Source organism: Streptomyces sp. NPDC085900 (assembly GCF_044540925.1).
Lineage (GTDB): Bacteria > Actinomycetota > Actinomycetes > Streptomycetales > Streptomycetaceae > Streptomyces > Streptomyces gilvifuscus.
In genome coordinates this window covers 120,201-142,545 of sequence record NZ_JBITSP010000015.1, presented here as the reverse complement: position 1 = coordinate 142,545, position 22,345 = coordinate 120,201, and the positions used below count along the sequence as shown (strand labels likewise).

Sequence of the window (22,345 nt, the reverse complement as noted above, 5' to 3'; positions counted from 1 at the left end):
GGTCAGTCCCTCGGATCGGTGTCGGTCGGACGCACCGGCTGCAGATGCAGGGTGGCGTCCTCCCAGCTGCGGTCCGCGACTTCACCGGCGCGGAAGCGGGTGGTCTGGTACGGGTTCGGCGGCGCGACCGGACGCTGCGGCAGCGGCTGGTACGGCTGCTGCCGGTACTGCGGGTACGCGGCCGTCGCGTACGTCGGCGAGGACGGGCCCTGCTCCGGCGTGTGCGAGGCCACCACGGTGGACGCGCGGTCCTCGCGCCGGTCGGAGAACACCCAGGCGCGGAAGAGCAGGAAGCGCAGCACGGTCGCGGCGAGGTTGGCGGCGATCAGCACCGCCAGCTCGGTGGAGTGCGCCGGGTCGCTGCTCGCCGCGTTCAGGGCGGCGAGCGAGCCACTGGTCAGGGCGAGGCCGATGCCGAAGACGACGAGCCCCTGCGCCTGGTGGCGGACGGCGCCGCCCCGGCCGCGCACCCCGAAGGTCAGGCGCCGGTTGGCCGCCGTGTTGGCGACCGCGGAGACCAGCAGCGCGAGCGCGTTGGCGACCTGCGAGCCGGAGAAGGTCCGGAAGCCGCTGTAGAGCAGCAGGTAGAAGAGGGTCGACAGACCGCCGATCACGCAGAACCCGACGAGCTGGCGGGCCAGCCCCTTGGGCACGTCCTCGACGTCACGGTCGCGCGGGTCGTCCCCGAAGGGACGGGCGAGCCGGTCCAGCGGCAGGGCGCCCGTGGCCAGGGCCTTGCCCACCCGCCACACCCCCTTGAGGTCGTCGGTCGCCGTCTTCACGATGTGCACGGTGGAGTCGGGGTCGTCGACCCAGTCGACGGGCACCTCGTGGATGCGCAGGCCCGCGCGCTCGGCGAGCACCAGCATCTCGGTGTCGAAGAACCAGCCGGTGTCCTCCACCAGCGGCAGCAGCGCCTGGGCGACGTCACGCCGGATCGCCTTGAACCCGCACTGCGCGTCCGAGAAGCGGGCCTGCAGCGAGCCGCGCAGGATCAGGTTGTACGTACGGCTGATGAACTCCCGCTTGGGGCCGCGCACCACCCGGGAGGAGCGGGCGAGCCTCGATCCGATCGCCAGGTCGGAGTGGCCCGAGATCAGCGGGGCCACCAGCGGGAGCAGGGCGTTGAGGTCGGTGGACAGGTCCACGTCCATGTAGGCGAGGATCGGCGAGTCCGAGGCCGACCACACGGTCCGCAGGGCCCGGCCCCGCCCCTTCTGCTCCAGGCGGAAGTTGGTGACCTCGGGGATCTCCGCCTCCAGCCGCGCCGCCACCAGCGGGGTGGTGTCCGTGGACGCGTTGTCCGCGATCGTGATGCGGAACGCGTACGGGAACGTGCGCTTGAGGTGCTCGTGCAGTCTGAGCACACACGGCTGGAGGTCCTTCTCCTCGTTGTAGACGGGGATCACTACGTCCAGGACAGGCGTACCGGCGTCGCCGGCCGGGAGGTGCTCCCGCGCCGGCAGGGTGCCGGGAGAAGAGTCGGTTCGCATGGAAACGACTCTGGTCAAGTGCCCTGTTGCACCCATGTGCTGGCACTGTGCTGTGCCTGTGAGTGCGATTGCCAGTTCGTTTCGGGCGCCGGGCGGGGGGCCGCCGGGGCAAGCGCCGGCAAATGCACGGTGAACGCGGTCCGTCCGGGAACGCTGTCCACGGTCACGGCACCGCCGTGCGCGGTCGCGACGGCCTGGACGATGGCGAGCCCGAGCCCGGTGGAACCGGTGGCACGGGACCGCGCCGAGTCGCCTCGCGCGAACCTCTCGAAGACGTGCGGCAGCAACTCGGCTGAGATTCCCTGCCCGTTGTCCTCGACGTCCACGCACATCCACGGCCCGCGCCGCTGCACGCGCGCGGTGATGGTCGTCCCCGCGGGGGTGTGTTTACGGGCGTTCCCCAGCAGGTTGACCAGCACCTGCTGGATGCGTGCCGCGTCCGCCGACACCAGCGCCGGCTCGTCCGGCAGGTCGAGGCGCCAGTTGTGGTCCATGCCGGCCGCGCGGGAGTCGCTGACGGTGTCGACGACCAGCGGAATGAGGTCGGTGTGCTCGAACTGCAGCGGCCGTCCGGCGTCCAGCCGGGCGAGCAGCAACAGGTCCTCGACGAGCAGGGTCATGCGGCCCGCCTCGGACTCGATACGGCCGAGGGCGTGCCGGGTGTCGGGCCCGATCTGCTCCCTGCCGCGCCGGGTCAGCTCCGCGTATCCCCGGATGGAGGCGAGGGGGGTCCTGAGCTCGTGACTTGCGTCGGCCACGAACTGCCGTACGCGCATCTCGCTCTGCTGGCGTGCGTGCAGCGCGCCGTGGACGTGGTCCAGCATCCGGTTGAGCGCCGCGCCCACCTGGCCGACCTCGGTGTGCGGATCGGTCTCCGACTCCGGGACCCGCTCACTGAGGTTCACCTCGCCGGTGTGCAGGGGCAGTTCGGACACCCGCGTCGCGGTCACGGCGACCCGGCGGAGGGGGCGGGTGGCGACACCGACGAGGACGTATCCGGCGATGACGGCGGCACCGAGGCCGGCGACGGTGACGCTGACTTCTACGAGGATGAGGGTGTTGATGGTGTTGTCGGGCCCCTTGGTGGGGACGGCGACGTAGTAGCTGCCCCGGTCACCGGTGACGTACTGGACCCGGTACGTGCCCAGCCCGCTGATCTCCACGGTGTGGATCTTGCTGTCCTTGGCGACCGAGTCCAGCGAGTCACGGCCCGCCGCGCTGAGGGAGCTGGCGATCATGCCGCTGAGGTCGGTGCTGTGGCTGGACCGCTTGCCGTACTTGGCGTCGGTGATGTGCCCCTTCTTGACGGAGGCGACGACCGTGCCCTCCGGTTGGGGGCCATGCCTGACGAAATCGCTCAGGTCGAGGGTCTGGCCGGTGCCGTTGGTGGAGGGGGTCTTCCCGTCGAGGGGCGAGCCGTTCGTGCCGGGGAACGCACCGTTCTTGTCAGGGGCCGAGCTGTTCTTGTCGGCGTCCGTACCGCCGAGCGGCCCACCGAAGCCCTTCGCCCGCCCGGCGACCTGGACCAGTTGCTGGTCCAACTGGCCGTACAGATGCGACCGCAGCGCAAGCGTCGTCACCGTGCCGATCACCGCGCACACCACCGCGATCAGTACCACGGACGCGACGACGAGCCGCGCCCGCAGGGTGCGCGGCTTGCCGGCACGTCGCTTCTGCGCACGCGGTCGTCGTCGCCCGCTCATGACGCGGCGGGCTTGATCAGGTAACCGGCCCCACGCCGGGTGTGGATCATCGGCTCCCGCCCCGCGTCGATCTTCCGTCGTAGGTACGAGATGTAGAGCTCGACCACGTTGGCCTGCCCGCCGAAGTCGTACGACCAGACCCGGTCGAGGATCTGCGCCTTGCTGAGCACCCGCCGGGGGTTGCGCATCAGGAACCGCAGCAGCTCGAACTCGGTCGCGGTGAGGTGGATGGAGTCGCCGGCCCGCGACACCTCGTGACTGTCCTCGTCCAGCGTCAGATCACCGACGACCAGCACGGAGTCCGAGCGGCGGTCGGCGGCCCCCGAGCGGCGGATGAGGCCACGCAGCCGGGCGACGACCTCCTCCAGGCTGAACGGCTTGGTGACGTAGTCGTCGCCACCGGCGGTGAGTCCGGCGATACGGTCCTCGACCGCGTCCTTGGCGGTCAGGAACAGCACCGGCACGTCCGGCAGCTCGCGCCGCAGGCGGCCGAGGACGGTCAACCCGTCCATGTCCGGAAGCATCATGTCGAGAACGACGGCGTCGGGCCGGAACTCCCGCGCGGTCTGGATGGCACCCGTGCCATCGCCCGCGCTGCGGATCTGCCATCCCTCGTAGCGAAGGGCCATGGACAGCAGCTCGGTGATCGACAGTTCGTCGTCCACCACAAGCACTCGGACGGGGCTCCCGTCCGGCCTCAGCAGTTCGGTGCGCCCCTGGGGCGAGGTCGTGGTCATGGTGGACACACTGTCGGGATCCTCTGAGAGAGCCCTTTCGACAACCTGTGATTTCCCTAAGAAACGCACAGGCGCCTCTCAGGGAACCCCTGGGAAGCTCTTTCCCTGAAGTGACGGGGGAGCGGCGTCCATCATCGGCCAGACCCTGGTCATCAGCGCGTAAAGGCTTGCTGTGGACGGCCTGAGGGACGGGCCGGGTGCGTCCTCACAGCCCGAACAGCCGGGCCCCGTTGTCATGGCACACAGCTCTCAGCCACCCGTCACCCAGCCCCAGCCGTTCCAGGGCATGCAGCTGCTCGATGTACGGGTACGGGATGTTCGGGAAGTCGGTCCCGAGCAGGATGCGGTCGCCGAGGTCCGCCAGCCGGGGCAACGCCCGCCGCGGGAAGGGCGCCAGCTGCTCGGCGAAGTCCGTGAACGCCATCGTCGTGTCCAGCCGCACCTCCCCGTACCGCTCGGCCAGGCCGAGGAAGTCCTCGTACTCCGGCATGCCCATGTGCGCGATCACCAGCCGCAGTCGGGGGTGCCGGGCCAGCACGCGCGCGATCGGCTCGGGTCCGGTGAACTTGCCGGGTGCCGGCCCGGACCCGCAGTGGATCACCACCGGCGTCCCCGCCTCCGCGAGCAACCCCCAGGCGCCGTCGAGGAGTTCGCTCGCCGGGTCGTACGCCCCCACCTGCACGTGCGCCTTGAACACCCGCGCCCCCGCGTCGAGCGCCTCCCGGACGTAGTCCTCGACGCCCGCTTCCGGAAAGAGAGTCGAGGTGTGCAGACAGTCCGGTGTTCGCCCGGCGAAGTCGACGGCCCAGCTGTTGAGCCACCGCGCCATGCCCGGCTTGTGCGGGTAGAGCATGGCCGTGAAGGCGCGTGCGCCGAACTCCCTGATGAGCGCGACCCGTTCCTCTTCCTCCTTCCGGTACGTGATCGGCCACTCCAGCCCGCCGGTCAACGGCCCCAGCGAGTCGAAGTAACCCCAGACCTTCCGCAGTACCCGCTCGGGCATGAAGTGCGTGTGGACGTCGACGATCCCCGGCAGCCCGAGCCGCCGCCAGAACCGCCGGACCTGCTCGGGCTCGGATTCCGTCCGCGTCGGTGTCCCAGTCATGCGCCCTCTCGAAACCGTGGCCGCGCCCGCCGCAGGCCACACGCGGCGAGCCCCCCAACGATCACCCTCGCACCACGACCGCGTCCACCTCCCCACCCAAAAGGGCCCTCAGAACAGCCCGTCCTGAACCCCGGCCGCCTCCCTGGACTCCCTCACCGGAACGGTCAGCCCACGCTCCTCCCCGGCCGGCACGATGTCCCACCCCGTCATCAGCCGGGTGTCCAGCACCACCACCCCCCGCGCGGTGTCGAGGTGCAGATCCGGCCCCGCGGCGGCGACCAGCTCCCCGCTCACGCACCCGCCGCCGACCAGCTCGCTCACCTCTCCGACGGCACCCGGCAGCCCCTCCAGCCCGAACACCCCGACGTGGTCGACGACTCGGCAGGGCCGCCGCTCCAGCGACTCGGGCCAGCCGGCCAGCCCCACGGCCCGCCCGTGCAACGCCTCCACCTCGGCCGCCCGCTCGGCCGCCGTCGCCGGCAGCCGGGACCGCACGGCACGCTTCTCGGCGTACGGAATCCGGTCCGGCACCCGCAGCGCGGCCCGCAGCAACTCCTCACTGCGCCGCGCGGCCATCAGTGGACCGAGCCCCAGCCAGCTGAAGCAGACCGCCCCCTGCTCGAGCAGCCGCGCGCTGCCCCGCTCCTCGGCGGTGATCCCGACCTTGACCATGCCGGGACCGAACCAGGCCAGATATACGTGGTACGGCCGCGGGTCGTCCGCGATCGTGTCGGCGGCCACGGAGTGCGCCCGGTCCAGCCGCGCACACTCCTCGCACCGCGCCCCCGTACTCCGCCCCGGCACGACGGCCCGCACCGGACACCCGTGCCCCCGCGCTCCCACACACGTCCGCACACCCCCGTCCGCGACCCCGAAGGCCACCCGTTTCCCCCGGGTCAGCACACTGCGCCGCCCGCCGTCCCACACCAGCACAGGACCATCCGCCGACCACCGCAGCCCCGTGCACTTCCACGCCTGTGCCATCACTCACGAGAGTAGAAGACCCCACTGACAACGCGATCCGAGCCCGATGGGCCCCGCCGAACCGATACGGTGCCCACAGGCCCGAAGCCGCAAGTCCGTTTTGCGACTTCGGGCCTTTCCCGTCCGGGGCCTACGGCAGCACGTACACCGGCGAGCCGTCGGGATCGCATCCGGTCTGCCGCACGCATCCACGCTTGATCAGCATCCGCAGGCAGTCGTGGACCCGTTCGAGCGTCAGCCCCGTACGAGCGGCGATCTCCTCCAGCCTGCACCGGGCGCCGCCCCGGACCAGCGCCGGAGCGAGGTGCGCCGCGACCGCGTGGACGTCCTCGGTGACGACCAGGTTCTTCGCCCGCCAACGGGCGAGCAGCTCCTGGGGCGTCATGGCCGAGGGTGCGGCCTCGGGCGCGGCGGGCTGGAAGCGGTCGGTGATGCGCTCCAGGGTGTCCGCGATGCGGTGCAGGGCCTCGGCCATGGAGAGCTGACCACGGATGATCTCCGCCTGCGATGCCGCCAACGCCTCGTCCGCCCTGATGTTCCGCTCCTCGAGCCGGACGATCGCGTCGGCGACCTGCTGCGGCATGAGGTAGGCGGTACCACCGTCCCGGGCGGGTTGCAGCGGAGCCGGGTCGAGGCTGTAGGTGCCGTCGCGTTGAATGCCGGCGATCACCTCGGAGACCCAGAGTTTGAAGGGCTGGCATTCGGGCTTGGTGCAGCCGTTGACCAGGGCGACGAGACCCCTCAGGTCCACCATCTTCATCGACTTCTGAAGCCTGTGACCTGCAAGTTTGCGCAAGGCGTCTGCTGTACAGACGCCTTGTGCAAGCTCACTGAGCCGCTTGGTGCAATCCGGCGCAACGTGCCACAGCAGTGCTTGCCGCGTGTTCGCGTAGCCGAGATTCATGGCCACGTCCGCCGCCGGAAACCAGTGCTCACCGTCAGGCGTGGTCAGCCTCCGCACTCGCGCGCCGGTCGCCGCGAAGACGAAGTCGTTGATGTCGATCGCGTCCTGTCTCTGTGCCGCCGACGGGTCCTGCGGCGTGTCGTTCTGCTCGTACATCGAGCATCACCTCCGCACCGCAAGCTAGAGACGCGCGTACACAACCCCCGTCTCCGTAAAGCACATTCACTCGATGGTGAAGAGAGGCATCGATTCTGCGACCGAGCGTCCGTCTGAGCGGCGACAAGCTCACCGCTTCAGAGCCCGATACCGCTTCAACAGCGCCGTGATGCGCTCGCTGTTCGCCTCGCCGTTGAGCTCGGTGAGCAGGTCGTCGGGGCAGAGTTCGTAGAGGTCGCCCCACCAGCGGCGTCCGTGGTTGTCCCAGATCCGGTAGCCACCGGGCACCCCTCTGGCTACGTAACGCCTCCTACTCACCGGCTTCCTCCTCCTTCGACTGAGGCACCATGGGGGGAACGGCCCTCACAGGGGTGCGGCTGGCTGCACCCCCGGTCCGGTAGAGGACCTCATGGTGGGGGCCGGCGGTCGGCGGCATCGTAGAACGAGGACGGAAACCTTCAAGGACGGAGACCTTTCATGAAGCCGCAGCAGCACGGCGAGTCGGCGCGCCACGAGGTGCGTACGGCCCAGGAGGTGCCCGAGGGCGAGCTCATTACGCTTCTCACCGCCTGGGACCAGGCCCACCCGGACACCCCGGACCCCGAGTGGCGCCACGTTCTGGACGAGCTCGCCCACCCGCGCACGACGCGTGCTTTCCACCGCCTGGCGGACACGACGGCCTGAGCGGCCGCGGCCCGCCCGCCAGGTCGTCAGTCCTCTTCCGGCGCTCCCGCCTCGCACAACTGCTCTCCGATCTCGTCCGCCCACCCCTGGGCCCACCGGCGCAGCTCTTCGATCGCGGCCGTGTCGAGGCCGTGGACGGCGAAGTCGGTGTCGTCGACCCAGTCCGTGCCGGTGAGGCGCATGTGGAGGTCGGTGAGGTCGAAGGCGTCACGGGCGTGACGGCGGCCGAGTTCCTCGAGCTCGGGAAGGCTCCACCGGCGCGCGGCGGCCCGCACGCCGATCAGGTCCCCGACCAGGCCACGCTCGGCCAGCGCCCCGACCGTGATGCCGACGGCGTCCTCCAGGGACAGGGCAGGGCCGTACCCGGTCGGCACCGGCGCCCGCCACAAGACCTCCTTGGCCACGCCCACTTCGCACTCCTCCCCGCTGTCCGGTTCGGTGACGATCAGCCGCGCGGACAGGGGACCCGTCCCCCACACTCCGGCCTGCCAACCCCGCTCCCAAAGTCCCGCCCGGAGCACGGCCACGATCCGCTCCATGTCCTCGGCGTGCTCCGTGGCGACTTCCAGTTCCCGGCCGGGCCACCCGACCAGGCCGTGCGCGTGCAGGGCGTGGTCGCCCGCGAGCGCGAGACCGTATGGATCGCCCGCGGCGAGTACGTCGGCCGGCAGCCGGCGACGCGGCTCGGAGACGGAGGTCAGGGCGGCCATCCCCCGAGTATCGCCGTCCCGGTCGACGGTGGCGCAGACATCACTGGCCGGGCGTCGATGTCGTCGGCGACCAGCGGGTGATGATCGACTTCCCGTCCCGGCTCCCTGAGCACCTGGTCGCGGCGAGCGCCGGCCGACGGCTCGTGCTGCACGCGATGCACAGCGTCGTCGACTGGCTGGCGTTCGCTGTGTGGGAGGACGGCCGGCTGCTGCGCTCGCTGAGCGTGTCCCCGGACAGCGGGATCATCGAGAACATCGGCGAACCGCTCCCCTTCGAGCGGCCCTACTGGGCCGGGGAGTGCCCCGCCGACGTCGTCCCGTGGCCCGACGAGGACGAGGAGCCGTACCCGCTCCCCTTCCATCCGCCGGAACTCGGCGAGGACGCGCTGCGCGCACTGTGCGGGTTCGTCATGGAGGGCATGCCCGAGCCCGACGACGTCGACGCGAGCCGCATCGTGCTGCACGGCTTCCGGGTACGGGATGCGCAGGCGCCCGACACCTCGGAACAGGAAGCGGAACTGCGCAGCGCCATGGAGGCCATGGGCCCACCCCGCGTCTTCGCCCTGGGCCCTGACGGCAGGCTGGTCGAGCGGCACCGGTCCTAGGGCAGGCCCAGCCACCAGGGCACGTCCAGGCTGTCGGCCGGAATGACAGCGGCCCTCGAAAGGATCTTCTCGTCGAGGGCCCGCACGAGGACGCGCAACTCACGTGCGCTCTTCTTGGGCAGTGCGTGCAGCACCGCTTCGAGTTGCGCGCGGAAGCCGGCGCCGTTGCACCCGCACTCGGGGATGCCGCAGCAAGGACCCCCGAGTGGGTCCACGAGCTGCCTCAGCGGGCCGTGGGCGAGGGCGTTCCAGTGCCAGAAGGCCTCTTCGGCGGCCTCGGGCCAGAAGCGGGTCCGCTCCAGCCGACGCAGGTCGGCCGCGCAAGATCCTGGAAGACGGTCGATCGTCGGGTACCGGCGCGGCCGCGGACGGCGGACAGGCAGATCGCCTCGCAGGGCGGACGGGCGCCTACGCGGCATCGCCCCTTCGGTTGTCGGTCATGGCCGCAAAGTACAGAACCGACTGCCGACCGGCCAACGGAATTGAGATCGACTCGGGCCACCGATCAGGGGATGATCTCGCACATGAAGAAGGTGGCGGGCCAGGACGCCGACGACGGCCACACGTGGGGCGAGCGCCTGGGATGGGCCTACGGCCTGACCGCACCCGAAGCCGTCGACCGTGCCGCCGCTCTCGTCCGGCTGGACGACGCTCGCGCCACCGTCCGGAGGACACGTGTCCACCTCAACGAGACCCGGCGCCTGACCTCGGGACTGGGACACGAGGAGCAGGACCGCGAGCCGGTGCTGCTGGCCGCCCGGGAGGCCCACGAGGAGGCCTTGAGTCGTTGTCTGCCGGAAGCCCTGTGGGACAGGTCCGTCTTCGGGAGTATCGGCACCTGGCCGGGGCTCCCCTTCGCGCTGCTCTTCCTGGAGTGGGAGGCCAGGTATCCACAGGAGTGGACACAGCACGCCAAGGCATGGGGGACGAAGGAGAGCCTCATACGGCAGCTGGCGGCCGACGACCACAGCGACGCGGTCCGAGCCGCACTCCTCGACCTGGTCGATCACGTCGTCCGGCGCGCCTACCGATGCAAGGACCGTGAGTACGTGCGTGTGGCCCGGGCGGTGGACGGAGACGACCTGCGCGACCGACTCGACAAGTCCCGCCGCTCGGACAACCCATGGGCACAACTGCACGCCGGTTACGTGCTCTGGCTGCTCGACCACCCCGAGACACCCAACACCCGCCGCGTCTGGCGGACATGGCTCGCCGACGGAACGACGAAGCCCCCTCCGGGATGATCCCGAGGGGGCTTCGGCCTGTGTGCACTCGGCAGGATTCGAACCTGCAACCTTCTGATCCGTAGTCAGATGCTCTATCCGTTAAGCTACGAGTGCTTGTTTTGTTTTTTCGCCGGTCCCGGTCCTTTCGGCCCGCTCGCGGCGACAGGAAGAACATTACATGACTGCCGCCGCCATGTGAAATCCGTTAGCTCTACCCCTTGTGAGCTGCGGAAACAGGCTCAAGTGGGGGTCTGGGACGGGGTGGGGAACGACGAAGCCCCGGTCCGTCGGACCGGGGCTTCGGTGATCACTGGTGATCAGGGGCGGAGGCGGAGGGATTTGAACCCTCGATGGGCTTTAAGGCCCAAACCGCATTAGCAGTGCGGCGCCATAGACCGGACTAGGCGACGCCTCCAGCACAGCCGCTCGCGCGAGCGCGAGTGGTGCGTGCAGATGATGACACAGTCGAGCGTGCTGTCACCAATCGGCCTCCACGGTACTAGGCAGTCGGGTCGCAGAGCAAAGGGGTTGCCCGGCGCGCGGCGGCGCGCGGCGGCGGGGTGCGCAACGTCGTACGCCGCTCCGCGTTAGTCAGGTCATGTCCCAGGTCATCGTCCGTACCCGCCGCCGGCCCCTCGCCCGGCTCGTGCTCGCCCTCGGCGCACTCGGCGCCGCCTCCTCCCTCACCCCAGCCGTCGCCCACGCCGACGCCGACCACCTCACCGTCACGGTGCGGCACGCGGGCGGCGGCAGGGACGGGACCTTCCAGCTGTACTGCCACCCCGACTCCGGGGACCACCCGGACGCGGCGGGCGCCTGCGCGGCGATCGATCGCGGCAGCCGGTGGGGCAGGGAGACCTTCGCGCCCGTACCCCAGGGCAGCATCTGCACCATGCAGTACGGCGGCCCCGCGACCGCGCACGTCACCGGCGTCTGGGCGGGGCGGCCCGTGGACGCGACGTACAGCCGCGGCGACGGGTGCGAGATCGCCCGCTGAGACCGGATGGTGCCGCTGCTACCGGATCTGCGGCCGCAGGGACGTCCGTAAGGGGACGTTCCTGCGCCGGCCGTCGGCGGACGTGGGCTTCGTCGCCCGGCGGAAACCACGGCTCCGTAAAGTCGCCCAGGCCAGGCCGGGGGCCGGAAGATACGGTCACATGTTCTGCTTCACTTCCTCGTGCGACCTCCCTCTCATCCGGCGCCGCGGGCGCAACCGGTGCCCGTAGACTCCCCCGCGTGACACGCCGCGGGACGGTTGGCAAGATGGCCCGAGCGGTCGGCAAGGTGCGGTAACAGGGAGGAAGCGTCTCGTGAGCAGCAGGCCATCCCGAGGCGCTGCTCGCCTCGCAGCCATACTCGACGCGCTTCCCGATGCGTTGGTGCTGGTCAACGCCAACGGGACCGTCGTCAACGCCAACACCATCGCCCTGGAGGCCTTCGAGGCTCCGGGGACGGCTCTGGTGGGGCGGGGGCTGCTGGACCTGCTGCCGCAGTTCGACTCCAAGCTCATCCCCGGGTCCATGCGACGGCCCGACCACATGGACCCGCGCGGCCGGACCAAGCCGACCCGCATGATCGCCCGGCGGACCGACGGGACCGAGTTCCCCGTCGAGGTGACCAGCGCCAACCTGGAGAACGGGCAGCAGGCGTACGACGGTTACGGCTACAGCGGCGACGAGCTGCTGATGCTCGTCGTGCGCGACCTGACCGGCACCGTGGACACCGAGGCCGAGCTGGCCCGGTCGCAGCGGCAGACCGAGATGATCCTGCGGGCCGCGGCCGAGGGCGTCGTGGGCACGGACACCGACGGGCGGATCGTGCTCGTCAACCCGGCCGCCGCTCAGATACTGGGCTACCGGGCGAGCGATCTCGGCGGCAAGGAGCTGCACACACTCGTCCTGCACTCGCGTGCCGACGGGTCCCCCTTCCCGTACGACGAGTCCCCGCTCGCCGACACCCTGCGCTCCGGGCGCAAGCACCGGGTGCGCGGGCAGGTGCTGTTCGCAAAGAACGGGGAGCCCGTCTCCGTCGACCTCACCACCGCGCCCGTGCGCGACGGCGACCAGCTCGTCGGCGCCGTGATGACCTTCACCGACCGGCGGCCCTACGACGCCCTCGCCGAGGAGAAGGCCGCGCTGGAGAAGCGGCACGCCGAGGAACTGGAGCGGATCGACGAGGAGCACGCCTCGGAGCTCACCGCCCTGCGGCAGAAGCACCTCAACGAAGTCGAGGACCTCCAGGAGCAGCACGAGGAGGAGCTCGCCGCCGGCGAGGAGCGGTACGCCGCGCTCGGCGAGCGGGAGAAGGACCGGTACGAGGCTCTCGCCGGGCGGCACGAGCAGCTGCTGACGCTGCTGGGGCGTTCGCTGCGGGGGCCGCTGGACGAGCTGCGGCGGGAGCTGGCCGCGCTCGCCGCCGACGACGCCGGGCAGCTGTGGCCCGAGGCCAACCAGGTGCTGCACCACCTGTCCGCCGGGTACTCGCGGATCACGACGCTCATCGACAGCGTCCTCGGCTACCAGCGCCTCGACGCCGGCAGTGAGCAGATCACCCGTACGAAGGTCATGCTCGACGCCGTCGTCGCGGCCGGTGTCGACGATGCCGTCGAGCTCATCGGGCCCGGACGCGTGCAGTTCGCCGTGCACGCGCCGCCCATCGAGGCCGAGGTCGACCCGCAGCGGCTCGCGGGCGCGCTCGCGCACCTCATCGCCGATGTCGCCGGGGTGGACGCGACCGGCAACGCGCCCGTCTCCGCGGGCGGTTACATGGACAACACCGTCGTCGTCGCCGCTGCTCAGCGCGGCGAGGTCGTACGGATCGAGGTGCGCGGGCCGTACGCCGGGGGAGACCCGGTGCACGAGCCGATCGTGCGGGGGATCGTGCGCGCCCACGGTGGTGTGCTGCAGACCCACGAAGTGCCGGGGATGAGCGGCAGCGCCTTCGTGCTGGAGGTGCCCATCGGGGGCGGGGCCGGGGCCGTCGTGGCCGAGGCCCCTGTCGAGGCGCCCGCCGCGGAGGACACCTCCGGCGGCGGACGGCGGCGGGCCCGGCGGTCCTCCGTCGACGCCTTCCTGGACAGCGAGGTCACGGGGGAGAGCGGCGAGGCCGCCACCGCCGACGCGGAGGCCGGTGTGCCCACCGGGCGGCGCAGGCGGCGGGCCGTCGAGGAGTCGGCCGCCGCCGCGGCCTCGGGTGCCCTCGAGGTGTCCGGCGGCACCGGGCGGCGGCGCGGGCGGCCGGCCGAGAGCGCCGGTGACGGGGTCGCCGCCGAGGGTGCCGTCGTCATGGCCGCCGAGCATGCCGCGGGAACCGCCGCCGCCGGTACGGGCCTGGGCGGCACCGTTCCGCCGCAGGGCGTGCCCGCGCCCGGCGGGCGCCGCGCCCGACACGGCGGCGGGGCACAACAGGCGTTGCCCGCGGCGCTGCCCGCGGCCCCCGCGCCGGCCGGTGAACCGGCTCCGGGTGACCAGTCCGGCGAGCCCGTTGCCGCCGAGGGCACCCAGCCGACCGGGCGCCGTCGGCGCGCCCTGGCCGCCGCGAACGAGCGTGCCGCCGCGCAGGAGGCCGGCCCCCGCACGGTGTTCGCCCTGCCCCCGGCTGAGGCGGACCGGACGCCCGACGGCACGGTGACCGCCGCGCCGGCGCAACCCCAGATTCCCGGCCAGGTCCAGCCCCAGGTTCCCGGCCCGCAGCCGCAGCTGCCCGGCCAGAGCGGTCAGGACGTCGCGGGTGACGCCCTGATCGACGACGGCCGTCACGACGCCGTGCCGCACGACCAGTCCGGCGACCACACCCCGCCCCAGCCGCATCCCACGAGCGCTCCTACGGGCCGCCGTCGCCGTGCCGTCGCACAGCCCGCGGCCGCGGCCGGGACGCCCGCGCAGGGAGTGCCGGCACAGGAGGCCGCCGCCGAGCAAGGCGGCCCGGCGACCGGCATGCCGATGCCGGGTCAGCCGATGCAGCCGATGCAGCCGATGCAGCCGAGTCAGCCGATGCATCCGGTTACGCCAGGACAGCAGGGGCAGCCGGTGCCCTCGGGTCAGGCCGTTGCGCCCGGACAGCAGCCGCAGCTCCAGCAGGCCGTGGCCCAGCAGCCCGTGGCCGTGCCCGCGCAGGGCGCGCTGCCGGGGGGCGTGCAGATGGCGCCGGGCCAGCCCATCCCGGTCCAGGGCGCCCCCGGCCAGCCAGTACCGGTCCAGGGTGTTCCCGGCCGGCCCGCGCAGGCACACGGAGTACCGGCAGCCCCCGGCCGGCCCGGCGCCGCCCAGGCACTCCCCGGCCAGCCGGCTCCCGTCCAGGCGGCGCCCGCCGCCCAGACGCCGGGCGCCCCCATCCCGAACCCGACGGCGACCCCGCTCGCACCCGGGCAGCCCGCGCCCGCCCAGGCCGTCACCCCGCCCCTCCCGGCACCGGGCACCCAAGCCACGCCGGTGCCTCCGGGCAGCCCCGTGCCTCCGGGCGCCCCGCTGCCCCCCGGCGCCTCCATCCCCCCGGGCACCCCCACCCCCGGCCAGCCCCTGCCGGCCGAGGCACCCCCCGGTGCCGTACCCGCCTCACCCGTGCCGCCCAACGGCGCCACCACCCCCGTACCCCCACAGCCTCCGCAGCCCGCCCAGCCCGGGCAGCCGGCGCAGCTCCCCCAATCCGCACAGCCCGCGGCGCCCACCCCGCCCCCCGCCGTCCAGCCCCCCGCCGAGGCCACGGCCAGCGTGACCGGCGTGGGACAGGCGCAGCCCGGAACGCGCGGTGTCGCTCAGCCGTTGTCCGCCGACGCGGCCGCCCCCGTCGACCCCAACTCGACGCAGGGGCGGGCGATCAGCGTGCGGACGCTGGGGCAGGGGGTGCCGTTCACCCGGCAGGCCGCGCAGGTTCAGCAGCCGACGGCGACTCCCGCACCGCACAACCCCGGGGGTTCCGGCCGGCGCCGCAAGCTGGGGACCCGGCCCGACGCCGCCGCGGCGGCAGAGCAGCCACAGTCCGCGGCGCAGCCGCAGCCGCAGCCCTCCCTGGCCGGGCAGTCCCGGCTCGCGCAGGCGACCGAGGGCACCGGACGGTCGTACGCCATAGGGGCGCCGGACGAGAACGCCGCCGAAGGGCCTGAGCCGCTGGACGGGCCGGGCGGGGCCGTCGAGGTCGCCGACCCGCCGCGGCCGCAGCCGCTGGACGACGAGCTGCCGCCGGAGCCGCTGGACAACCCGCGCCGGCTGCTGGTGTGGCCCGCGCCGGACGTGACGACCCAGCAGGCGCTCAGCGACCGCGGCTACCGGCCGGTGATCGTGCACTCGCGCGAGGAGGTCGACGCGCAGATCGCCGCGTTCCCGGCCGCGCTGTTCGTGGACCCGCTGACCGGTCCGATCACGCGGACGGCGCTGCAGTCGCTGCGGCAGGCGGCCGTCGCCGCCGAGGTGCCGGTCATGGTGACCGCGGGGCTCGGGCAGGCGACGCGCGAGGCGGCCTACGGCGCCGACCCCGCCGTACTGCTGAAGGCGCTCGCGCCCCGGGACAGCGAGCAGCATCCGCCGCGGGTGCTGCTCATCGAGGAGCACGCCGAGATCGCGCTCGCCCTGACCGCGACGCTGGAGCGGCGCGGGATGCAGGTGGCGCGGGCCGCGAGTGACGCGGACGCCGTGACGCTGGCCGGGCAGCTCAGGCCCAACCTCGTCGTGATGGACCTGATGCAGGTGCACCGCCGGCAGGCCGGGATCATCGACTGGCTGCGCGCGAACGGGCAGCTCAACCGAACCCCGCTCGTCGTCTACACCGCCGCCGTCGACCAGGCCGACCTGCCCAGGCTGGCGTCCGGGGAGACGGTGCTGTTCCTCGCGGAGCGGTCGACGAGTGAAGAGGTGCAGGCCCGGATCGTGGACCTGCTGGCCCGGATCGGCACGAACTAGCCGTAGGCGGCGGTCACTTCGCCACCAGCCGTCGCGCCGCCTCCCGCACCGAGGCGCGCAGGCGGTCGCGGTCGGTGGTCTCGGCGCCGACCAGGATGCGCCTCATCTGCGGGACGACCGCGGCCCAGTTGGCCACGGCGATCAGCAGGAACAGCAGGTCGCGGGGCGGGATGGCGTCGGTGACGACACCGCGCGCCTGGCCGTCCTCCAGGGCGGCGACCTTGCGGCGGTAGTGCTCCTGGCGTTCGGCCTCGTCGGGGAGTTCGGCGGTGGCGCCGTACTCCAGGCCCTCCCAGAAGAGCAGGCGCAGCACCTCGGGGTGCTGCTCGTGGTAGTCCATCAGGCGGTCGATCCAGCCCTCGATGTCGTCCGGGTCGACGGGGACGGCGACGGCCAGGTCGAGCATGACCTTCCCCAGCACCTGCGTGAACAGCTCGGCCTTGTTGCCGAAGTACGCGTAGATCAACTGCTTGTTGGCCTTGGCCTCGGCCGCGATGCGGTCGATGCGGGCGCCCGCGATGCCGTGCCGGGCGAACTCGGCGACCGCCGCCTCGAAGATCCGGGCCCTGGTGGCCTCGGGGTCCCTCACTGCTGCCATGAGGACAGGGTAGCGGGCAAGTAACCAACCGTTTGGTTGACAGGGAATCGAACGGCGTCCCAGACTGTTCACCATTCCAACCAACCAGTTAGTTGCTAGAGCTGGCTCGAAGGAGTCCGTCCGCCCATGTCCTCCACAACAACCGCCGCCCGAGCCCGCACCACAGCCCCCCGCCGCCCCGCCGACGGCCTGGCCGGTCGCCTGCTGCTCCCCCTCATCGCCCTGTGCACCGCCGTCACGGCGGCCAACATCTACCTCGCGGCCCCGCTGCTCCCCCTCATCGCGCGCGACTTCGGCTCGACCCCGTCGGCGGTGGCCTGGATCGCCTCGGTCGCGCAGTTCGGCTACGCGGCCGGCCTGCTCTTCTTCGCGCCGCTCGGCGACAGCGTCAGCCGGCGCCGCCTGGTGGCCGTCCTGTCGGTCGTCACCACGGCGGCCCTGATCGCCGGCGCCACGGCCGCCGGGACCACCGCGCTCGCCGCGGCCGTCCTGGTCGCCTCCGCGGCCACCGTGGTCCCGCAGCTCCTGGTCCCGCTCGTCGCCCAGCGCGCTCCCGCCGACCGGCGCGCCCGCCATGTCGCGGCCGTCATCGCGGGCCTGTTCACCGGAATCGTCGCGGCCCGGGTGCTCGGCGGGCTGGTCGGGCAGACCTTCGGATGGCGGACGGTGTTCGTCGGCGCGGCGGTGCTGACGGCCGTGCTGGGCCTGGCCACCGCGGCCGTCCTGCCCACGGAGCCCCGCAACCGCCGGGGGTCGCTGTTCGCCGGGCTGCTGGCCATGCCCTCGGTGGTCCGCCGCTCGCCCGACCTGTGGCGCGCCTGCGTGCGGCAGGCGGGGATGTACGGCGCCTGGAGCGCGCTGTGGACCTCGCTCGCCCTGCTGCTGACGGGCGGTTCCTACGGCTACTCCACCGCCACCGCCGGCCTGTTCGGCCTCTTCGGGCTCGCGGCCAGCGTGGTGGCGCCCCTGGCGGGCGGGCTGGTGGACCGTTTCGGCGCCGCCAGGGTCGTACGGTCCGCGTATCTGCTCGCGGCCGTCTCCGTGCCCCTCTTCCGGCTGGGCGGGCAGGTGCTCGTGGCCCTGTTCGCGGCGGCGATCGCCATCCACGCGGCCCTGGTCGCCTCCCACGTCGCCAACCAGACCCTGGCCCTGACGACGACCTCGACCCCGGCCACCGCCAACAGCGCCTACGTGGTCGCGGGCTTCGCGGGCGGCGCCACCGCCTCGGCCCTCGCGGGCCTCGCCTTCAGCCACTGGGGCTGGGGCGGGGTGTGCGCGGTGGCGGGGGTGTGGCTGCTGCTGGGCTGGACCACGACGGCCGTACGACGGTGACCACCGCCGTCGTACGACGGTGACCGCGACGACGGTACGGGTGCGCGCCGGGCGGGGCTCCTCGGGAGTCCCGCCCGGCGCGTCCGTGCGTCAGAGCTGGGTGACGTCCAGGTCTCCCTCGGCGTACCGCCTGCGCAGCACCTTCTTGTCGAACTTGCCCACGCTCGTCTTCGGCACCGCCTCGACGATCGACCAGCGCTCCGGGAGCTGCCACTTGGCGATCCTGCAGGCGTCGGAGGCGAGGAAGGCGCGCAGGGTCTCGAAGTCGGCGGTGGAGCCCTCCTTCAACACGACCGTGGCGAGCGGGCGTTCGCCCCACTTCTCGTCCGGTACGGCGACCACCGCGGCCTCGGCGACGTCCGGGTGGGACATCAGCGCGTTCTCCAGCTCGACCGAGGAGATCCACTCGCCGCCGGACTTGATGACGTCCTTGGCGCGGTCGGTGAGGGTGAGGAAGCCGTCGGCGGAGATGGTGCCGACGTCGCCGGTCTTCAGCCAGCCGTCCTCGCTGAACTTGTCGGCGGGGCGCAGGGGTTCGGCGTCGGGGCCGTTGTAGTAGGCGCCGGCGATCCAGGGTCCGCGGACCTCCAGCTCGCCCGCCGACTCGCCGTCCCAGGGGAGGCGTTCGCCGCCGGGGCCGGTGAGACGGGCCTCGACGGAGGCGGGGAAGCGGCCCTGGGTGAGGCGGTAGGCGAACTCCTCCTCGGTGCCGACCGCGTGGGCCGGCGGGCGGGCGACCGTGCCCAGCGGGGAGGTCTCCGTCATGCCCCAGGCGTGGCAGACCCGCATGCCCAGCTCGTCGAAGGCCTTCATGAGGGAGGGCGGGCAGGCCGAGCCGCCGATGGTGACCTGGACGAGGGAGGAGACGTCCCGCGGCTTGGCGGTCAGCTCGGCGAGCAGCCCCTGCCAGATGGTGGGGACGGCGGCCGCGTGGGTCGGCTTCTCGCCCTCGATCATCTCGGCGAGGGGCGCGGGCTGCAGGAAGCGGTCCGGCATCAGCATGTTGACGCCGGTCATGAAGGTCGCGTGCGGCAGGCCCCAGGCGTTGACGTGGAACTGCGGGACGACGACCAGGGAGGTGTCCTGGTCGGTCAGCCCCATCGACTGGGTCATGTTCACCTGCATCGAGTGCAGGTAGATCGAACGGTGGCTGTAGACCACGCCCTTGGGGTCGCCCGTGGTGCCGGAGGTGTAGCACATGGAGGCGGCCGTGCGTTCGTCGAGCTCCGGCCAGTCGTAGGTGCGCGGCCGGTCCGCGATCAGCTCCTCGTACTCGTGCACCCGGGCGGAGGCGTCGGCGAGCACGGACCGGTCGCCGGGGCCGGAGACCACGATGTGCTCGAGCGTCGGCAGCTTGTCCAGCAGCGGCGCGAGCAGCGGCAGCAGCGATCCGTTGACGACGACGACCTTGTCGGCCGCGTGGTTGACGATCCAGACCAGCTGCTCGGGCGGCAGCCGGAGGTTCAGGGTGTGCAGGACCGCGCCCATGGAGGGGATCGCGAAGTACGCCTCGACGTGCTCGGCGTTGTTCCACATCAGGGTCGCCACACGGTCGTCGCCCGTCACCCCGAGCTCGTCGCGCAGGGCGTGCGCCAGCTGCGCCGCGCGTTCCCCGATCTCGGCGAAGGAGCGGCGGTGCGGTTCGCCCTCCCCGGTCCAGGTGGTCACCTGTGACGTGCCGTGGACCCGTGACCCGTGAGTCAGGATCCTCGAGATCAGCAGCGGTACGTCCTGCATGGTGCTCAGCACGGCGTCCTCCCGGGGCGACATTGCCTACGCGGTAGTAGGGGCTCGCGCTGATTCTGCGCACATACCGAGCGGTATGTCACTAGCTGCCGGTGATCGATCAGGTCACGGTGGCGGAAACCGACCCGATCGCGGGTACCGCGCTACCGCACCAGGCCCAGCTCGGGATCCTCGCGGAGCTTGCCGAGCGCGCGCGAGACCGCCGACTTCACGGTTCCCACGGAGACGCCGAGCACCTCGGCCGTCTGGACCTCGCTGAGGTCCTCGTAGTACCTGAGGACGACCATCGCCCGCTGCCGGTCGGGGAGCTTCATGATCGCCCGCCACATCGCGTCGTGCAGCGCCTGCTGCTCGGCCGGGTCGTCACCGGCCGGCACCGGCTCCGGCTCGGGCAGTTCCTCGCACACGAACTCGTCGACCTTGCGCTTGCGCCACTGCGAGGTGCGCGTGTTCACCAGGGCCCGGCGCACATAGCCGTCCAGCGCCCGGTGGTCCTCGATCCGCTCCCAGGCGACGTACGTCTTGGTGAGCGCGGTCTGCAGCAGGTCCTCCGCGTCGCTCGGGTTCGCGGTGAGCGACCGGGCGGTGCGCAGCAGCACCGGCTGCCGGGCCCTGACGTACGACGAGAACGACGGGTACGGCAGAGTCTGCGTCGCCGGGACGGCGGCGGTCGAAGCGCTGGTGCAGACGGGTGTGGTCATGGCTCCACGCTATGAGCGGGTGCACCTTCCGCTCATCGGCCGCAGGTCCCGAAGCCGGGTCCGCCTCAGGTTGTAGGGGTGGGGCCGGCTGCACCTCCTGAAGGTGGACGAGCGGATGAGGGTCACTGCGGGATGACCCCTGCGGGCAGGCCGCGGGAACGGTGTGGAACTCAGCCGTCCGCCGTGAGCACCAGGCCGGACGTCGGAACGCCGGTACCCGCGGTGACCAGCACCCTTTCCGCGTCCGGCACCCGGTTCACGGCCGTCCCGCGCAGCTGCCGTACGCCCTCCGCTATCCCGTTCATCCCGTGGAGGTACGCCTCCCCGAGCTGTCCCCCGTGCGTGTTGATCGGCAGCACCTCCCGGGCGACGAAATCGGCCGCCTCGCCCCTCCCGCAGAACCCGAACTCCTCCAGCTGCATCAGGACGAACGGCGTGAAGTGGTCGTACAGGATCGCCACGTCCACGTCGGCCGGCGTCAGCCCGGAGGTGCGCCACAGCTGCCGGGCCACCACGCCCATCTCCGGCAGGCCGGTCAGGTCGTCGCGGTAGAAGCTCGTCATCTGCTCCTGGCCGCGCCCCGCGCCCTGGGCGGCCGCCGCGATCACCGCGGGCCGGTTCGGCAGGTCGCGGGCGCGCTCCACGGACGTGACGACGACCGCCTGGCCGCCGTCTGTCTCCTGACAGCAGTCCAGGAGTCTGAGCGGCTCGACGATCCAGCGCGAGGCGGCGTGGTCGGCGAGGGTGATCGGGCGGCCGTGGAAGTACGCCGCCGGATTCGTCGCCGCGTACTTCCGGTCGACCACGGCCACCTGCCCGAACGCCTCCGGCGTCAGCCCGTGCACGTGCAGATAGCGCTGGGCCGCCATCGCCACCCAGGAAGCCGGAGTGAGCAGCCCGAACGGCAGGGCCCAGCCGAGCGCCACGCCCTCCGCGGACGGTTCGCGGTGCTGGACCCCGGAACCGAACCTGCGGCCCGAGCGCTCGTTGAACGCCCGGTAGCAGACGACCACCTCGGCCACGCCGGCGGCAACGGCGAGCGCCGCCTGCTGGACCGTCGCGCAGGCCGCCCCGCCGCCGTAGTGGACACGGGAGAAGAAGGACAGCTCGCCGATCCCGGCCGCCTGGGCGACGGTGATCTCCGGGTTGGTGTCCATCGTGAACGTGACCATGCCGTCGACGTCGGCGGGACTCAGCCCGGCGTCGTCGAGCGCGGCCCGCACGGCCTCCACGGCCAGCCGCAGCTCACTGCGGCCCGAGTCCTTGAAGAACTCCGTGGCCCCGATGCCGACGATCGCCGCGCGGCCGCCGAGGGTGTCGCGGGTGCGCGCGCTCATCCGGCACCTCCCGACGGCGTCCCGGGCGGCACGGTCACCGTCACCGTGCCCGTGACGTGGTCGCCGATGCCGTTCGCGCCGACCACCCGGACCGTCGTCGTGTCGCCGTCGACCCGTTCGACCGTCCCCGTCAGCACCATGGTGTCGCCGGCGTGGTTGGGCGCTCCGAGCCGGATGGCGACCCGGCGGAGCACGGCCGTCGGGCCGAAGTGGTCGGTGACGTAGCGGCCGACCAGGCCGTTGGTGGTCAGGATGTTCATGAAGATGTCGGGGGAGCCCTTCCGCCGGGCCAGTTCGGCGTCGTGGTGCACGTCCTGGTAGTCGCGGGAGGCGATGGCGCCGGCCACGATCAGGGTGCGGGTGACGGGGATCTCCAGCGGCGGGAGTTCGTCTCCGGTGCGCCACCGGGTGTCCCGCCTCATCGGTTCTG

At 72.2% G+C, this 22,345-nt stretch carries 20 protein-coding genes and 2 tRNA genes; 6 read left to right on the top strand and 16 right to left on the bottom strand.

Annotated features, from left to right (window positions below; translation table 11 throughout):
• Nucleotides 1-2 precede the first annotated feature (2 nt).
• From ACIGDI_RS37960 to ACIGDI_RS37930, 7 genes are all read right to left on the bottom strand, one after another.
• Nucleotides 3-1,493, bottom strand: coding sequence for a glycosyltransferase (locus ACIGDI_RS37960; protein WP_399906657.1), 1,491 nt, complete (start codon nt 1,491-1,493; stop codon nt 3-5).
• Nucleotides 1,494-1,507: 14 nt separating this feature from the next.
• Nucleotides 1,508-3,196 (bottom strand): ATP-binding protein, encoded by a 1,689-nt coding sequence (locus tag ACIGDI_RS37955; protein WP_399906655.1) that lies wholly within the window; start codon nt 3,194-3,196, stop codon nt 1,508-1,510.
• On the bottom strand, nt 3,193-3,933 hold the full coding sequence (locus ACIGDI_RS37950) for a response regulator transcription factor (RefSeq protein WP_234491525.1): 741 nt from the start codon (nt 3,931-3,933) through the stop codon (nt 3,193-3,195). The genes ACIGDI_RS37955 and ACIGDI_RS37950 overlap by 4 nt, the downstream gene beginning before the upstream one ends.
• A 205-nt stretch (nt 3,934-4,138) precedes the next feature.
• The gene (locus ACIGDI_RS37945; protein WP_399906653.1) at nt 4,139-5,038 is read right to left on the bottom strand and encodes an amidohydrolase family protein; all 900 of its coding nucleotides are present in this window, start codon (nt 5,036-5,038) and stop codon (nt 4,139-4,141) included.
• Between the two features lie 108 nt (nt 5,039-5,146).
• Nucleotides 5,147-6,022 (bottom strand): DUF2797 domain-containing protein, encoded by an 876-nt coding sequence (locus tag ACIGDI_RS37940; protein WP_399906651.1) that lies wholly within the window; start codon nt 6,020-6,022, stop codon nt 5,147-5,149.
• A gap of 130 nt (nt 6,023-6,152) precedes the next feature.
• Nucleotides 6,153-7,082 (bottom strand): Bro-N domain-containing protein, encoded by a 930-nt coding sequence (locus ACIGDI_RS37935; RefSeq protein ID WP_399906650.1) that lies wholly within the window; start codon nt 7,080-7,082, stop codon nt 6,153-6,155.
• Between the two features lie 129 nt (nt 7,083-7,211).
• Nucleotides 7,212-7,400 carry a hypothetical protein gene (locus tag ACIGDI_RS37930; protein ID WP_272176592.1) on the bottom strand — a complete coding sequence of 63 codons (189 nt, stop codon included), beginning with the start codon at nt 7,398-7,400 and terminating at the stop codon, nt 7,212-7,214.
• A gap of 159 nt (nt 7,401-7,559) precedes the next feature.
• Between ACIGDI_RS37930 and ACIGDI_RS37925 the strand changes: the two genes are divergently transcribed.
• Entirely contained in the window at nt 7,560-7,766 is a 207-nt protein-coding gene (locus tag ACIGDI_RS37925; protein WP_399906648.1) for a hypothetical protein, read from the top strand.
• 26 nt (nt 7,767-7,792) lie between these two features.
• On the opposite strand, the gene ACIGDI_RS37920 is transcribed toward ACIGDI_RS37925, so the two are convergent.
• On the bottom strand, nt 7,793-8,476 hold the full coding sequence (locus ACIGDI_RS37920) for a hypothetical protein (RefSeq protein ID WP_399906646.1): 684 nt from the start codon (nt 8,474-8,476) through the stop codon (nt 7,793-7,795).
• On the opposite strand from ACIGDI_RS37920, the gene ACIGDI_RS37915 reads away from it, so the two are divergent.
• Nucleotides 8,404-9,081, top strand: a complete 678-nt coding sequence (locus tag ACIGDI_RS37915) for a DUF6928 family protein (protein ID WP_399906644.1) — start codon at nt 8,404-8,406, stop codon at nt 9,079-9,081. The genes ACIGDI_RS37920 and ACIGDI_RS37915 overlap by 73 nt on opposite strands.
• On the opposite strand, the gene ACIGDI_RS37910 is transcribed toward ACIGDI_RS37915, so the two are convergent.
• Nucleotides 9,078-9,500: a hypothetical protein gene (locus ACIGDI_RS37910; protein ID WP_399906642.1), complete on the bottom strand. Its 423-nt coding sequence runs from the start codon at nt 9,498-9,500 to the stop codon at nt 9,078-9,080. The genes ACIGDI_RS37915 and ACIGDI_RS37910 overlap by 4 nt on opposite strands.
• Before the next feature lie 105 nt (nt 9,501-9,605).
• Between ACIGDI_RS37910 and ACIGDI_RS37905 the strand changes: the two genes are divergently transcribed.
• Nucleotides 9,606-10,325 (top strand): hypothetical protein, encoded by a 720-nt coding sequence (locus ACIGDI_RS37905; RefSeq protein ID WP_399906640.1) that lies wholly within the window; start codon nt 9,606-9,608, stop codon nt 10,323-10,325.
• Between the two features lie 23 nt (nt 10,326-10,348).
• Here the strand turns inward: ACIGDI_RS37905 and ACIGDI_RS37900 are convergent.
• Both ACIGDI_RS37900 and ACIGDI_RS37895 read right to left on the bottom strand, forming a co-directional pair.
• Nucleotides 10,349-10,421, bottom strand: a tRNA-Arg gene (locus tag ACIGDI_RS37900).
• Between the two features lie 210 nt (nt 10,422-10,631).
• Nucleotides 10,632-10,722: transfer RNA gene (locus ACIGDI_RS37895), tRNA-Ser, on the bottom strand.
• 183 nt (nt 10,723-10,905) lie between these two features.
• Between ACIGDI_RS37895 and ACIGDI_RS37890 the strand changes: the two genes are divergently transcribed.
• Nucleotides 10,906-11,304 (top strand): SSI family serine proteinase inhibitor, encoded by a 399-nt coding sequence (locus tag ACIGDI_RS37890; protein WP_399906639.1) that lies wholly within the window; start codon nt 10,906-10,908, stop codon nt 11,302-11,304.
• Between the two features lie 313 nt (nt 11,305-11,617).
• A complete protein-coding gene (locus tag ACIGDI_RS37885) occupies nt 11,618-16,201 on the top strand; it encodes a PAS domain-containing protein (RefSeq protein ID WP_399906637.1) in 4,584 nt (1,527 codons plus the stop codon).
• 13 nt (nt 16,202-16,214) lie between these two features.
• Here the strand turns inward: ACIGDI_RS37885 and ACIGDI_RS37880 are convergent, their stop codons facing one another.
• Nucleotides 16,215-16,799: a TetR family transcriptional regulator gene (locus ACIGDI_RS37880; protein ID WP_399906635.1), complete on the bottom strand. Its 585-nt coding sequence runs from the start codon at nt 16,797-16,799 to the stop codon at nt 16,215-16,217.
• Nucleotides 16,800-16,925: 126 nt separating this feature from the next.
• Here ACIGDI_RS37880 and ACIGDI_RS37875 point away from each other — a divergent pair, with 126 nt between their 5' ends.
• On the top strand, nt 16,926-18,131 hold the full coding sequence (locus ACIGDI_RS37875; protein ID WP_399906633.1) for an MFS transporter: 1,206 nt from the start codon (nt 16,926-16,928) through the stop codon (nt 18,129-18,131).
• A gap of 90 nt (nt 18,132-18,221) precedes the next feature.
• Here ACIGDI_RS37875 and ACIGDI_RS37870 read toward each other — a convergent pair whose 3' ends face one another.
• The 4 genes from ACIGDI_RS37870 to ACIGDI_RS37855 all read right to left on the bottom strand — a co-directional run bounded on the left by ACIGDI_RS37870 (nt 18,222) and on the right by ACIGDI_RS37855 (nt 22,337).
• The gene (locus ACIGDI_RS37870; RefSeq protein ID WP_399906631.1) at nt 18,222-19,901 is read right to left on the bottom strand and encodes a long-chain fatty acid--CoA ligase; all 1,680 of its coding nucleotides are present in this window, start codon (nt 19,899-19,901) and stop codon (nt 18,222-18,224) included.
• A 119-nt stretch (nt 19,902-20,020) separates the two neighbouring features.
• Nucleotides 20,021-20,578 carry a SigE family RNA polymerase sigma factor gene (locus tag ACIGDI_RS37865; protein WP_399906630.1) on the bottom strand — a complete coding sequence of 186 codons (558 nt, stop codon included), beginning with the start codon at nt 20,576-20,578 and terminating at the stop codon, nt 20,021-20,023.
• Nucleotides 20,579-20,748: 170 nt separating this feature from the next.
• Nucleotides 20,749-21,915, bottom strand: coding sequence for a lipid-transfer protein (locus tag ACIGDI_RS37860; protein WP_399906628.1), 1,167 nt, complete (start codon nt 21,913-21,915; stop codon nt 20,749-20,751).
• On the bottom strand, nt 21,912-22,337 hold the full coding sequence (locus ACIGDI_RS37855; protein ID WP_399906626.1) for an acyl dehydratase: 426 nt from the start codon (nt 22,335-22,337) through the stop codon (nt 21,912-21,914). The genes ACIGDI_RS37860 and ACIGDI_RS37855 overlap by 4 nt, the downstream gene beginning before the upstream one ends.
• Nucleotides 22,338-22,345 lie beyond the last annotated feature (8 nt).

Bases quoted from the DNA above. Each gene is read 5' to 3' on its own strand.
- ACIGDI_RS37920 (WP_399906646.1), bottom strand. From the start codon at position 8,476: ATGGCCGCCCTGACCTCCGTCTCCGAGCCGCGTCGCCGGCTGCCGGCC.
- ACIGDI_RS37950 (WP_234491525.1), bottom strand. From the start codon at position 3,933: ATGACCACGACCTCGCCCCAGGGGCGCACCGAACTGCTGAGGCCGGAC.
- ACIGDI_RS37875 (WP_399906633.1), top strand. From the start codon at position 16,926: ATGTCCTCCACAACAACCGCCGCCCGAGCCCGCACCACAGCCCCCCGC.
- ACIGDI_RS37940 (WP_399906651.1), bottom strand. From the start codon at position 6,022: ATGGCACAGGCGTGGAAGTGCACGGGGCTGCGGTGGTCGGCGGATGGT.
- ACIGDI_RS37905 (WP_399906640.1), top strand. From the start codon at position 9,606: ATGAAGAAGGTGGCGGGCCAGGACGCCGACGACGGCCACACGTGGGGC.
- ACIGDI_RS37860 (WP_399906628.1), bottom strand. From the start codon at position 21,915: ATGAGCGCGCGCACCCGCGACACCCTCGGCGGCCGCGCGGCGATCGTC.
- ACIGDI_RS37890 (WP_399906639.1), top strand. From the start codon at position 10,906: ATGTCCCAGGTCATCGTCCGTACCCGCCGCCGGCCCCTCGCCCGGCTC.
- ACIGDI_RS37945 (WP_399906653.1), bottom strand. From the start codon at position 5,038: ATGACTGGGACACCGACGCGGACGGAATCCGAGCCCGAGCAGGTCCGG.
- ACIGDI_RS37960 (WP_399906657.1), bottom strand. From the start codon at position 1,493: ATGCGAACCGACTCTTCTCCCGGCACCCTGCCGGCGCGGGAGCACCTC.
- ACIGDI_RS37925 (WP_399906648.1), top strand. From the start codon at position 7,560: ATGAAGCCGCAGCAGCACGGCGAGTCGGCGCGCCACGAGGTGCGTACG.
- ACIGDI_RS37870 (WP_399906631.1), bottom strand. From the start codon at position 19,901: ATGTCGCCCCGGGAGGACGCCGTGCTGAGCACCATGCAGGACGTACCG.
- ACIGDI_RS37955 (WP_399906655.1), bottom strand. From the start codon at position 3,196: ATGAGCGGGCGACGACGACCGCGTGCGCAGAAGCGACGTGCCGGCAAG.
- ACIGDI_RS37915 (WP_399906644.1), top strand. From the start codon at position 8,404: ATGGATCGCCCGCGGCGAGTACGTCGGCCGGCAGCCGGCGACGCGGCT.
- ACIGDI_RS37880 (WP_399906635.1), bottom strand. From the start codon at position 16,799: ATGGCAGCAGTGAGGGACCCCGAGGCCACCAGGGCCCGGATCTTCGAG.
- ACIGDI_RS37935 (WP_399906650.1), bottom strand. From the start codon at position 7,082: ATGTACGAGCAGAACGACACGCCGCAGGACCCGTCGGCGGCACAGAGA.
- ACIGDI_RS37865 (WP_399906630.1), bottom strand. From the start codon at position 20,578: ATGACCACACCCGTCTGCACCAGCGCTTCGACCGCCGCCGTCCCGGCG.
- ACIGDI_RS37910 (WP_399906642.1), bottom strand. From the start codon at position 9,500: ATGCCGCGTAGGCGCCCGTCCGCCCTGCGAGGCGATCTGCCTGTCCGC.
- ACIGDI_RS37855 (WP_399906626.1), bottom strand. From the start codon at position 22,337: ATGAGGCGGGACACCCGGTGGCGCACCGGAGACGAACTCCCGCCGCTG.